The sequence below is a fragment of the Kitasatospora sp. NPDC007106 genome, from assembly GCF_040634455.1.
GTDB lineage: Bacteria > Actinomycetota > Actinomycetes > Streptomycetales > Streptomycetaceae > Kitasatospora > Kitasatospora arboriphila.
This window is the reverse complement of the sequence record NZ_JBEYFP010000144.1, coordinates 1-11,964: the sequence shown is the minus strand read 5'-3', so window position 1 is coordinate 11,964 and position 11,964 is coordinate 1. Positions and strand designations below refer to the sequence as shown.

The 11,964-nt window shown below is 75.9% G+C and carries 11 protein-coding genes; 5 read left to right on the top strand and 6 right to left on the bottom strand.

Annotation, left to right across the window (positions count from 1 at the left end):
- Positions 1-506: class F sortase (locus ABZ641_RS14945; protein WP_359982006.1), on the top strand; the 506-nt coding region annotated here is incomplete at its 5' end.
- 61 nt (positions 507-567) lie between these two features.
- Here the strand turns inward: ABZ641_RS14945 and ABZ641_RS14940 are convergent.
- On the bottom strand, positions 568-1,455 hold the full coding sequence (locus tag ABZ641_RS14940; RefSeq protein WP_344622469.1) for an alkaline phosphatase family protein: 888 nt from the start codon (positions 1,453-1,455) through the stop codon (positions 568-570).
- A 212-nt stretch (positions 1,456-1,667) separates the two neighbouring features.
- Here ABZ641_RS14940 and coaE point away from each other — a divergent pair, with 212 nt between their 5' ends.
- Entirely contained in the window at positions 1,668-2,255 is a 588-nt protein-coding gene (gene coaE / locus ABZ641_RS14935) for a dephospho-CoA kinase (RefSeq protein WP_344622468.1), read from the top strand.
- 3 nt (positions 2,256-2,258) lie between these two features.
- On the opposite strand, the gene ABZ641_RS14930 is transcribed toward coaE, so the two are convergent.
- On the bottom strand, positions 2,259-3,512 hold the full coding sequence (locus ABZ641_RS14930) for a sigma-70 family RNA polymerase sigma factor (RefSeq protein ID WP_359982002.1): 1,254 nt from the start codon (positions 3,510-3,512) through the stop codon (positions 2,259-2,261).
- Entirely contained in the window at positions 3,509-3,871 is a 363-nt protein-coding gene (locus tag ABZ641_RS14925) for a YciI family protein (protein ID WP_359982000.1), read from the bottom strand. Before ABZ641_RS14925 ends, ABZ641_RS14930 begins: the two co-directional genes overlap by 4 nt.
- 139 nt (positions 3,872-4,010) lie before the next feature.
- On the opposite strand from ABZ641_RS14925, the gene ABZ641_RS14920 reads away from it, so the two are divergent.
- Positions 4,011-4,661 (top strand): helix-turn-helix domain-containing protein, encoded by a 651-nt coding sequence (locus ABZ641_RS14920; protein WP_344622465.1) that lies wholly within the window; start codon positions 4,011-4,013, stop codon positions 4,659-4,661.
- Between the two features lie 182 nt (positions 4,662-4,843).
- Here ABZ641_RS14920 and ABZ641_RS14915 read toward each other — a convergent pair whose 3' ends face one another.
- From ABZ641_RS14915 to ABZ641_RS14905, 3 genes are read right to left on the bottom strand one after another with little or no spacing between them, the layout of a single operon-like run.
- Positions 4,844-7,177 carry an FtsX-like permease family protein gene (locus tag ABZ641_RS14915; protein ID WP_359981997.1) on the bottom strand — a complete coding sequence of 778 codons (2,334 nt, stop codon included), beginning with the start codon at positions 7,175-7,177 and terminating at the stop codon, positions 4,844-4,846.
- 4 nt (positions 7,178-7,181) lie between these two features.
- On the bottom strand, positions 7,182-7,958 hold the full coding sequence (locus tag ABZ641_RS14910) for an ABC transporter ATP-binding protein (protein WP_359981994.1): 777 nt from the start codon (positions 7,956-7,958) through the stop codon (positions 7,182-7,184).
- Positions 7,937-8,440, bottom strand: coding sequence for a PadR family transcriptional regulator (locus tag ABZ641_RS14905; protein ID WP_359981992.1), 504 nt, complete (start codon positions 8,438-8,440; stop codon positions 7,937-7,939). The genes ABZ641_RS14910 and ABZ641_RS14905 overlap by 22 nt, the downstream gene beginning before the upstream one ends.
- 193 nt (positions 8,441-8,633) lie before the next feature.
- Between ABZ641_RS14905 and ABZ641_RS14900 the strand changes: the two genes are divergently transcribed.
- Both ABZ641_RS14900 and ABZ641_RS14895 read left to right on the top strand, forming a co-directional pair.
- Positions 8,634-9,848 carry an ABC transporter substrate-binding protein gene (locus ABZ641_RS14900; protein ID WP_344622485.1) on the top strand — a complete coding sequence of 405 codons (1,215 nt, stop codon included), beginning with the start codon at positions 8,634-8,636 and terminating at the stop codon, positions 9,846-9,848.
- Positions 9,849-10,077: 229 nt separating this feature from the next.
- Positions 10,078-11,772 (top strand): glycoside hydrolase family 13 protein, encoded by a 1,695-nt coding sequence (locus tag ABZ641_RS14895; RefSeq protein WP_359981989.1) that lies wholly within the window; start codon positions 10,078-10,080, stop codon positions 11,770-11,772.
- Positions 11,773-11,964 lie beyond the last annotated feature (192 nt).

Genomic DNA, 11,964 nt, shown 5'->3' with positions numbered 1-11,964 from the left:
AGGGCATCGCGGCCGGTCCCGCCCCGGCCGGGGCGGGACCGGCCGCGATGCCCTTCTCCCTGCCCACCCGGCTGCGCATCCCGGCGATCGGCGTCGACGCCCCCGTCACCGGCGTCGGCCTCGACGCCGCCGGCGGAATCCAGGTGCCGCCCGTCGGCGACCGCAACCTCGCCGGCTGGTACCGCCTCGGCACCGCCCCCGGCGCCGCCGGGAACGCCCTGCTGGTCGGCCACGTCGACACCGAGCACGGACCCGCCGTCTTCTGGGCGCTCGGCTCACTGCACCGCGGCAACACCCTCGACGTGCTGCGCGCCGACGGCAGCACCGCCCGCTTCGCGGTCGACACCGTCGAGGTGCTGCCCAAGGCCGGCTTCCCCGCCGACCGGGTCTACCGCGCCACCGCCCGGCCCGAAGTGCGCGTGGTCACCTGCGGCGGCGGCTACACCCGCGCCACCGGCTACCAGGGCAACGTGGTCGTCTCCGCCCACCTGGTGTCGGCCCTGTGACCGGCACCGGTCCTGTGGCCGGCACCGGCGCGGTGACCCGGGAAGGCCCGGTGACCGGCCGTCAGACCACCGCGACCGGCAGGGCCGCCGGCGTGAACGGGCGGCCGTCCAGCGTCCAGTGCGGGTCCGGGACGATCTCCAGCGCCGCGTACACGTGCGCCGCCACATCGGTGTGGTGCAGCGGCAGCACCGGCCCGCCCGGGACGATCCCCGGGCCGCAGGCCGCGATCCACGCCGTGCGCTCCAGGTCGGTGCGGCCGCCGTGGCCGCCGCCGTCGAGGTGCCCGTGGTCGGTCACCACGATCACCGTCCACTCCTCCTCGGCGTACCCGGCCCGGCCGCGGACCGCCGCCAGCAGCCGGCCCAGCCGGGCGTCCGCGGTCTCCACCGAACGCCGGTACTCCTCGCCGCAGCCGAGGAAGTGCGCCGTCTCGTCGACCGCGCCCAGGTACACGAACGAGGCCTGCGGATCGTCGTCGCTGCGCCCCAGCACGTACTCGGCCTCGGCGGTCACCCGCTCGTCGCAGACCTCCCACGCCTCCGGGGTGTCCTCCAGCGGAGCGATGTACGCCAGCCGGCCGGGCGCCGCGAACAGCGGGCCGCCGCTGCGGGCCAGGAACAGCGGCTCCCAGCCGCCCGCCGCGAAGGTACGGCGCCGGTGCACGGCCGCCAGCCGGGTGGTGAAGTCCGGGAAGACGTCCAGCCGGTTGCCGCCGAAGTGGTTGCCGAACACGCCGTGCTTGGCCACCCCGACACCGGTCACCACCGTCGCCCAGCACGGCCCGGACATCGTCGGCGTCGCCTCGTCCACCTGCACCGCGGCGAGGAAGCCGGCCCCGGCCACCGCGTCCAGGTGCGGGGTGTGCAGCGACGGCAGCAGGTCGAACCGGACGCCGTCGATGCCGACGACCAGCACCCGCCTCGGACCGGCGGGCCAGGTGGGGGACATCGGTGCTCCTCTCGGGTGGACGATCCCCGGCACCCTAACCACTCGCGGACCGGCGAGCTGCCGCTCCGCAGCCCCCGGGGCCGGTATTTCGCCAGGACGCCGCCGGATGTTCGACCCGCGTTCGCCCGGCGGCGACCGGCCGGGGAAGCGGGCGGACGATCGGCGGGGGAGCGCCCTGCGGCCCCGGGTGACCGGGCGGTAGCCTGGGCGCCATGCTGAGGATCGGACTGACGGGCGGGATCGGCGCGGGCAAGAGCGAGGTGTCCCGGCAACTCGCCGCACTCGGCGCGGTCATCGTGGACTCCGACCTGATCGCCCGCGAGGTGGTGGCCCCCGGGACGGACGGACTGCGCGCCGTCGTCGCCGAGTTCGGCCCCGAGGTCCTGCAGCCGGACGGCTCGCTCGACCGGCCCGCCCTCGGCCGGCTCGTCTTCGGCCACCCCGAGCGGCTCGCCGCGCTCAACGCGATCGTCCACCCCCTGGTACGCGCCCGCTCCGCCGAACTCGAGGCCGCCGCCGGACCCGAGGACGTCGTCGTGCACGACGTCCCGCTGCTCGCCGAGAACGGCCTCGCCCCGCTCTACCAGCAGGTCCTGGTCGTCGACGTGCCCGACGGGATCCGGCTCGACCGGCTGGTACGGCTGCGCGGCATGGCCGCGGACGAGGCCGAGGCCCGGATGGCCGCCCAGGCCACCCGCGAGGACCGGCTCGCCGTCGCCGACATCGTCATCGACAACAGCGGCTCGCTGGAGGACCTCACCGCCCGCGTCCACCAGGTCTGGGAGCAGCTGACCGCCTAGGAGTCACGGCCGCGGATCCAGCCGTCGGGCGCGGGCCGCCAGGTGGCGGCGTTCCGGGGCGGCGGTCGACCGGGCCGCGGCCTCGCGGTACGCCTGCGCGGCGGCCTCCCGCTCGCCCAGCAGCTCCAGCAGGTGTGCGCGGGTGGCGAGCACCCGGTGGTGACGGGCCGTCCGCCGGTCCGCGCGGAGCGGCTCCACCAGCGCGAGGCCCGCCGCCGGGCCGTGCACCATCGCCACCGCGACCGCCCGGTTCAGGGTGACCATCGGGTTGGGCCCGAACCGCTCCAACAGCTCGTACAGCACCAGGATCTGCGGCCAGTCGGTGGCCTCCGTGCTCCCGGCCTCCGCGTGCACCGCCGCGATCGCCGCCTGCACCTGGTACGGCCCGACCCGCCCCAGCGGCAGCGTCCGGCTGATCAGCTCGACGCCCTCGGCGACCAGCCGGCCGTCCCACCGGCCGCGGTCCTGCTCCGCCAGCGGCACCAACTCGCCGCCCGCCGTCGTCCGGGCCGGCCGACGGGCGTCGGTGAGCAGCATCAGCGCCAGCAGCCCGGCCGTCTCGGCGTCCTCCGGCACCAGACGGTGCAGCAGCCGGGTGAGCCGGATCGCCTCCGCCGACAGCTCCGGAGCCGTCAGGTCCGGGCCCGCCGTGGCGGTGTAGCCCTCGTTGAACACCAGGTACAGCACCTGCCGCACCTCGGCCAGCCGCTCGGCGGCCTCCGCCCCCTCCGGCAGCGCCAGCGTCCCGCCCGCCGCCCGCACCGTCTGCTTCGCCCGGCTGATCCGCTGCGCCATCGTCGCCTCCGGCACCAGGAACGCCGCGGCGATCTGGGCCGTCGTCAGGCCGCCGACCGCGCGCAGCGTCAACGCGATCCGGCTCGGGGCGGACAACTCCGGTCGGCAGCACAGGAACAGCAGCGCCAGCGAGTCGTCCCGCTCCGACCCCGGGACCTCGTCCGCGGCGTGCGCGAGCAGCGCGGACTGCGGGGTGGCCAGCGCCAGTGCGTCCTCGCGGCGCCGCCGTGCCGCCTCGCTGCGGACCCGGTCGACCAGGCGGCGGGAGGCGACCGTCACCAGCCACGCCCGCGGGCTGTCCGGCACCCCGTCCCGCGGCCACTGCACGGCCGCCGCCAGCAGCGCCTCCTGCACCGCGTCCTCGCAGGTGTCGAAGGTGCCGTGGCGGCGGACGAGCGCGGCCAGGACCTGCGGCGCCAGCTCGCGCAGCAGGCCCTCGACCGCCTCGGTCCCACCGCTCACCGGAACACCGGGGACTCGTGCAGGACCGGCCACAGCTCCACCGGGTCGACATCGGCGAACGGCATGTCGGCGGCGATCTGCTGCGCCCGCTCCAGGCTCTCGCAGTCCAGCAGGTAGAAGCTCGCCAGGTACTCCTTGGTCTCCAGGTACGGGCCGTCGGTGACCGCCGGGGCACCGTCCTCGCGGCGGACGAGCTGTGCGGCGGCCGCGTCCGCGAGGCCGTACGCGCCGAGCAGCTCGCCGCTCTCGCGGTACTTCCGGTTGAACGCCTCCTGCTTGGCGATCGCCTCCGGCCACGCCTCGGCCGGGAAGGACTCCCACTTGGCCTGGTTGCCGTAGATCATCGCGACGTACTTCATCTCGGGGTGCCCTCCGTCCGGCGCGCCCCGTGGCGCGCTCTCACCCTTCAGTCGGAGCGGGTCGCCGGTGCCTCGACATCCCGCGACAGGATTCTTTCCGAGATCCTCGAAGGCATCCAGTGACGGCTAAGGTGTGCGCGTGGCAGACGGGGAGCGGCCGGCACCGCAGCGGCGGGATGCACGGCGCAATCGGGAGGCACTGGCCGCGGCCGCCGCGGACGTCTTCGCCGAACTCGGCCTCGACGCCCCGCTCGACGTCATCGCCCGCCGCGCCGGAGTCGGCAACGCCACCCTCTACCGGCACTTCCCGACCCGCGAGGACCTGATCGGCGAGGTCTTCCGCCCCGCGGCCGCCGTCCTCGCGGAGGCCGGCGAGGAAGCCCTCGCGGCCGAGGACGCCTGGACGGCCGTCGAAGGCTACTTCACCCGGATCTTCGAACTCGTCGCCACCAGCCGCGGCATCAACGACCTGGTGACGATGGCCATTCCGACCGTCCCGGTGCTCGCCGACATGAGCCACCGCAACGCCGCGACCGTCGGGATCCTGGTCGCCCGGGCGCAGGAACAGGGCACGATGCGGGGCGACGTCGTCGCGACGGACCTGCTGTTCCTGCTCGGGCCGCTGTGCCGGGCGGTGCCCGCGGCGGACGGCCTGCGGCCGGGGCTGTGGCGGCGCCACCTCGCGCTGCTGCTCGACGGCTTCCGCGCCCCTGCCACCCACCCGCTCCCCGAACCGCCGATCGGCGACGACCGGCTCGACCAGCTCTTCGCAGGCCTCTGGGAAGCCTGACGGGGAGGGCTCACCCAGGGGCGCGTGGGGGCACCTCCCGGCCGAAGGCTGGGGGAGAACTGCGCAATTCGGATGCGGGCCACCGTACGAACCAGGGGCCGGCCCTGACAGTCGCTGCGGCCACCCTCGGACTGCGCAGTTCCCCGCGCCCCTGATTCGGCTTGCCCCGATCCGGTCCGCTTTCAGATGCGGTGGAGGACTTCGCCGGCGGGTTCGCGGGCGGCTCGGAGGGCGGGGAGGGCGGCTGCGGCTGCTGCGGTGAGGACGGCTGCGGTGACCAGGGTGGTGAGGGCGGCGGCGGAGGGTGGGTGGGCGAGTCCGGCGCCGACGCCGGTCGCGGCGCCCTGGGCGTCGATCAGGGCGAGGGCGAGCGGTACGCCGAGGGCGGCGCCGAGCAGGCCGCCGAGGAGGGCGACGGTGGCGCAGCGGGTGACGACGAGGGCCATCGCCTGCCGCGGGGTGAGGCCGATGGTGCGCAGCAGGGCGAGGTCGCGGCGGTGGGCGCGCAGCGCGACCGCGGCGACGGTGAGGAGTTCGGCGAGGGTGATGAGGGCGAGCAGGGCGACCAGGCCGACGACGGCGGCGCGGACGGTGGCGAGTCCGGCGAAGGGTGCGGTGGTGGGCCGGACGTCGAGGCGGCCGGGGAAGGCGGCGGCGAGGGCGGCGGAGACCCGGTCGGCGTCGGCGCCGGGCCGGAGGGTGAGCGTCCAGTAGTCGGGCCGGGGGTCGGTGGTGGTGGCGTCGGCGAGGGTGTCGAGGCCGGTGGAGACGATGCGTCCGCCGCGGTCGGGTTCGACGACGCGGCCGACGACGTGCAGGATCCGCGGGGTGCCGTCGGTGGTGACGCGGGCCCACTGGCCGACCCGGATGCCGAGGAGGTCGAGGGCGCCCTGTCCGGCGACGGCTTCGCCGGTGGCGCGGACGGGCCTGCCCTCGACGACGTCGAACGGGTAGGGGCGGTCGGTGGTGCCGAGGGCGCGCAGGGTGACGGTGGCGGACTGGCCGGGGGCGAGGGCCTCGCGGTCGGCGCCGGGGTGGACGCCGGAGACGGCGGGGTCGGCGGCGAGGGCGGCGGGCAGCGGGTCGTCCGGTCCGGCGGCGCGGACGGTGAGGGCGGCGGCCGAGCCGGCGGTGGCGGTGCGGCCGAGTCCGTCGAGGGTGGACCAGGCGGTGAGGGCGAGGGTGCAGGCGAGGACGGGGACGGCGATCCGCAGGGCGGCGGTGGCGGTGCGGCCTCGGCCGCGGACGGCGCCGCGCACCCCGAGGACGAGGGCGGGCGGCAGCCGGCGCAGCAGGGCGAGCCGGGCGGGGCGGGGCGGCCGGTCCTGGGCGGGCTCGCCCTCGGCGGGCGGGACGGCGGGGATCCGGGCGGCCCGCAGGGCGGGCAGGGCGGAGGCGGCGGCGACGGTGACCAGGCAGGCGGGGGCGGCGAGCAGGGCGAGCGGTCCGCTGCCGAAGACGGCCCGGGCGAGTGCCCAGGGGGTGGCGGTGACGCCGGGGTCGGGGGCGAGGGCGGGCAGCAGGGCGGCTGCGGCGAGGGCGCCGGCGCCGCCGATCAGGAGCCCGGCGGCGGCGAGCAGCAGGTGCTGGGCGACGAACATCCGGGCGATGCCGGCGGGGGTGAAGCCGAGGGCCTTGAGGGTGGCGATGTCGCCGAGGCGGGAGCTGATCCGGCCGGCGGCGGCGCCGGCGACGGCGAGGGCCGCGGCGGCGAGGGCGGCGAGGCCGCACAGGCCGAGCAGCAGGCCGGCGGGTCGGCTCTCGCGTTCGTGGGAGTCGCGGGCGTCGGTCCAGGTGGCGACGCGGGTGACGTCGCCGCCGAGGGTGGTGACGGCGCGCTGGGCGGTGTAGTCGGCGTCGGCGGGGTGCGCGAGGCGCAGGCCGACGGCGTGGCCGCGCAGGGCGGCGGTCGGCTGCACGGTGTCGAGGGTGCCGGGCAGTACCCAGGCGAGTCCGGGCCGCAGGTCGGGGTAGCGGGCGCGGTCGGGGCTGTCGGCGATGCCGAGGACGGTGAGGGTGTGGCTGCGCCCGTCGGGCCCGCGCAGGGTGAGCCGGTCGCCGGGGCGGGCCCAGGCGGCGGAGGCGAGGGAGTGTTCCAGGACGATGCCGTCGGGGCGGGCGGCGTCGAGCCGGCCGCCGGCGACGGGCAGCGGGGCGGAGACGGCGGGCGGGCCGGGGTCGGTGGCGCGCAGCGAGAGCGGCAGTTCGGGTCCGGTGACGGGCCGCCCGTTGCGGCCGGTGAGGGTGGCGGCGGTGGTGTCGTACGGTCCGCCGACGGCGGTGATGCCGGGCAGCCGGGCGAGGGCGGTGTCGGCGTGGTCGGTGCGGGTCTCGATCCACACGTGGGCGCCGTCGGCGCGGGCGAACTGCCGCTGCCAGGGTCCGGTGACGTTGTTGAGCAGGGCGCCGGCGAGCAGCAGTGCGGCGGAGACGCCGGCGGTGGCGAGCACGACGAGCAGCGCGGGCAGCCGGTGGGAGGCGAGGTCCGCGCGGATCCAGCGGAGGGCGGCGCGCACGGGCTCAGCCGCCGAGGTCGAGGACGTCGCCGACGCCGCGGGCGGGCGGGGTGTCGTCGATCCGGGTGTCGTCGGTGATCAGGCCGTCGAAGAGGCTGACCACGCGGTCGGCGCTGCCGGCGACCCGGGCGTCGTGGGTGACGAGGACGATGGTGCGGCCCTTGGCGTGGTGGCGGGTGAGCAGGGCGAGGACCTCGCGGGCGCTGCGGCTGTCGAGGCTGCCGGTCGGCTCGTCGGCGAAGAGCAGGTCGGGGTCGTTGACGAGGGCGCGGGCGAGGGCGGCGCGCTGGCGCTCGCCGCCGGAGAGGTCGCCGGGGGCGGCGTCGGCGCGGTCGGCGAGGCCGAGGTCGGCGAGGAGTTCCTCGCGGCGTTCGCGGGCGGTGCGGGCGCTGTGGCCGGCGAGCAGGGCGGGCAGTTCGACGTTGTCGGCGACGGTGAGGTCGGAGACCAGGTTGCCGGTCTGGAAGACGATGCCGATCCGGCGGCGGCGCAGCACGGCCCAGTCGGCCTCGCGGAGGGTGTCGACGCGCCGGCCGTCGAGGTGGATCTCGCCGGCGTCGGGGCGGCGCAGCCCGGCGAGCAGGTGCAGCAGGGTGGACTTGCCTGCGCCGGAGGGGCCGGTGACGGCGACGAAGTCGCCGCGTCCGACGGTGAGGTCGACGCCCCGGACGGCCCTGACCTCGGCGCCGCCGCGGGCGGCCCGGTGGGTCTTGACGAGTCCGGTGGCGCGCAACACCGGGACGGCGGTGTCCTGGCCTGTCACGTGAGCTCCTCCTGGCATCTCTCCAGCCAGTCGAGGTCGGCCTGCAGGTGCAGGACGGCGCCCTCGATGAGCAACTGGGAGACCTGGTTGCCGCGTTCCCCGGCGGCCATCCGGTTCAGGCCGCGCATGACGTTGAGATAGTGCCGGCGCTGGTTGTTGATCAGCGTCAGCCGGTCGGCCAGCTGCGTCTCGGGGGCCAGCACGAGTTTGAGGAAGAACTCGTCGCGGACCCGCGGTCCCTCGGAGGGCTCGCTGAGCCACGTGGCCACCTCCTGGCGGCCGGTGTCGGTGATGGCGTAGACGCGCTTGTCGGGTTTGCCGTCCTGCGCGACGTCCTGGCCTTCGATGAGGCCGGCCTTCTCCAGACGTCCGAGGGTGACGTAGACCTGGCCGATGTTCGCACGAGGGTACGCCGCGCCGAAGGTCTGCTCAAGGGCCTGCTTCAGCTCGTAGCCGTGCGCCGGCTCCTTGGCGAGCAGCGCGAGCAGCGGTAGCCGCACTCGGACCCTCCCCTCCCTTCGTTCGCCCGGGCATACTCTGTCGTCATTGGCTTGTCGTCCGCGACGCGGCCCGGCTGGTTCGGCCCGGTCACACGGTACGCGAGGCGGGCGGTCCCGCCCATCGGCGGGCGGAGTGGAGGTCGGTACGGTGCGCCGTCGGAGTCTGGGGAAGTTGGCGGGGGCGCTGGCCGGCGTGCTGCTGGCGGGCGGCTGCTCGCTGCCCGAGGACCTCGACGATCCGGACGCGTCCGGCACCGGGCCGGTCACCCTGGTCACCGGCCGGGACCGGGCCGGCTACCTGCAGGGACTGCTGGACAGCTGGAACACCGGGCATCCCGGCGAGCGGGCGACGCTGGTGGAGCTGCCGGACGCGGCGGACGAGGTCCGGGCGCAGCTGGCGGAGGGCCTGGCCCGCGGCAGCGACCGTTTCGACGTGGTCAACCTGGACGTGGTGTGGACGGCCGAGTTCGCCGAGAAGGGCTGGATCGCGCCGCTGGACGCCGGGATGGCACCGGCCGGTCTGCTGCCGTCGGCGGTCGGCACCGGGCGGTGGCGGGACCGGCTGTACGCGGTGCCGTTCACCACCAACGTCGGGCTGCTGTACTACCGCAGTGACGTGCTGGCCGCGGAGGGTGTGCAACCGCCGCGCACCTGGGCGGAGCTGGAGCGGCTCGCCCGCGAGGTGGCGCCGCGGCACGGCCTGGACGGCTACGCGGGTCAGCTGCTGCCGTACGAGGGGCTGACGGTGAACGTCGCGGAGGCGGTCGGCTCGGCGGGCGGGCGGCTGCTGGACGACCGCGGCGCGGTGGCGGTGGACACCCCGCAGTCCCGCGCGGGACTGGAGTTCCTGGCGCGCGGGGTGCGGGAGGGCTGGATCCCGCGGGCGGCGCTCGGCTACCGCGAGGAGGAGTCCCGGCAGGCGTTCCAGGACGGCCGGCTGCTGTTCCTGCGCTGCTGGCCGTACGTGTACCCGCAGGCCCAGGGGCCGGGTTCGGCGGTGGCCGGGAAGTTCGGCGTGGTGCCGCTGCCCGGCCCGGACGGCCCGGGCACCTCGGTGCTCGGCGGCTCCGACCTGGCGGTCAACTCCCGTTCCCGGCACGGGCGGACGGCCCGGGACCTGATCCGCTTCCTGACCGGGCGGGACGTGCAGCGCCGGGTGCTCACCGAGGGCGGTCTGCCGCCGGTGCGGGCGGACCTGTACACCGACCCGGAGCTGGTGCGGCGCCATCCGTACCTGCCGGTGGTGCGGCAGGCCCTGGAGGGCGCGGTGCGCCGGCCGGCCTCGCCGGAGTACCAGCAGGTGAGCCTCGCGGTGAGCGCGGCGGCGTACGAGGCGCTGCTCGGCCGCAGCAGCGCGGACGAGGCGGTGGCACGGATGGCCGCGGACCTGAAGTCGATCTCCGGCTGACCTTCGAGGGTGGCCCGCCAGGGGCCCGGACACTTACTTGTTAAGTATCCGGGCCCCTTCTTTTGTGCCCGTTTGATGAGCTATGTCCTCATATGGCCGGTGAACCTGCTCTGGACGGGACCTGTCGAGCTACCTAACATGCATGTATCCCCGCGGCCCGGACGGCGCATGCGGGACCCTGTGCGACCTCTGCGGCGCTGCCCCGCCGTGTCCTTCCTGAAGGTGACGAATGCTCACGTCCCCCACCCCGGACGATCCACCGGCCGTGCCCGCCCACGCCCTGCTCACCGCCCCGCCGGCGGCCGGCCCCGACCGCCCCTGGTGGCGGGACGCGGTCGTCTACCAGGTCTACCTGCGCAGCTTCCAGGACTCCGACGGCGACGGCATCGGCGACCTGGCCGGCGTCCGCGCCCGACTCCCGTACCTCAAGCGCCTCGGCGTGGACGGCGTCTGGCTCAACCCGTTCTACGCCTCCCCGCAGCACGACCACGGCTACGACGTCGCCGACCACTGCGCCGTCGACCCGCTGTTCGGCACCCTCGACGACTTCGACCTGCTCGCCGAGGACTGCCGGCTGCTGGGCCTGCGGCTGATCCTCGACATCGTGCCCAACCACTGCTCCCGCGAGCACCCGTGGTTCGAGGCCGCGCTGCGCGCCGCACCCGGCAGCCCCGAGCGGGCGTTCTTCCACTTCGCCGACGGCCGCGGCGAGAGCGGCGAACTGCCGCCCAACAACTGGCGGGCGATGTTCGGCGGCCCCGCCTGGACGCGGATCCGCGAGGCCGACGGCAGCTGGGGCCAGTGGTACCTGCACCTGTTCACCCCCGAGCAGCCCGACCTCAACTGGCGCCGCCCCGAAGTCGCTTCGGAGTTCGAGCGGATCCTGCGCTTCTGGCTCGACCGCGGCGCCGACGGCTTCCGGATCGACGTCGCCGCGGGCCTGTTCAAGCACCCCGAGCTGCCCGACTCGCCCGACCCGGAGGCCGACGAGCGCACCCGCGACTCGGTCAACCCGCTCGCCTGGAACCAGCCCGAGGTGCACGGCATCTGGCGCCGCTGGCGCGCCGTCTGCGAGGAGTACACCGCCCGCGACGGCCGGCAGCGCCTGCTCGTCGGCGAGGCCTCCGTGCCCACCGCCGCCGAACAGGCCGCCTACCTGCGCCCCGACGAACTCCACCAGGCGTTCTTCTTCCACCTGTTGCACGCCCCCTGGGACGCCGCCCACTGGCACCGGGTCATCGACGCCGCCGTGCACGACATCGCCGCCACCGGATCCACCGTCACCTGGGTGCTCAACAACCACGACCAGGTCCGCACCACCAGCCGCTTCGGCGCCACCGACCCGCTGGCCGGCGCCGCCCGCGCCCGCGCCGCCGCCCTGCTGATGCTCGCCCTGCCCGGCGCCGCCTACCTCTACCAGGGCGAGGAACTCGGCCTCCCCGAGGTCGACGACCTGCCCGACGAGGTGCTCACCGACCCGATCTACCACCGCACCGGCAGCCGCACCGGCATCCGGGACGGCTGCCGCATCCCGATGCCCTGGTCCGGGCACGAGCCGCCGTTCGGCTTCGCCCCCGACGGCGGCAAGGAGCCCTGGCTGCCGCAGCCCGCCCACTTCGCCGCGCACACCGCCGAACGCGCACTCGCCGACACCGGCTCCGCCTGGCACCTCTACCGCGAGGCACTGCACCTGCGGCGCGTCCTGCCGCAGCTCGGCGAGGGCACCCTGCGCTGGATCGACACCCCGCCCGGCGTGCTCGCCTTCGTCCGAGGCGACGGCCTGCTGTGCGCCGTCAACTTCGGCGACGAGCCGGCCCTCGCCCCCGTCGACGGCGAACCGCTGCTCGCCAGCGGCCCCTGCCCGCCCTGCACCCTCCCCGCCGGCACCGCCGCCTGGTGGACGGCCGGCGCAGCAACGCTCTGACGCCCGGTCGAAGACGCCCCGCTGCACCCCCGAACGGCCGCGCGCCCACACCCGCGGCCCGGCCGCCCCGGACGACTCCGGCGCGGCGGCCACCGGCCCGCTCCGCGACACCCTCCCGCCCGCGGGGCGGGCCAATGGAGGGGGCCGTACGACAACATTGCAGCCGTGTGCGCAAGCCATACGCTCGATTTG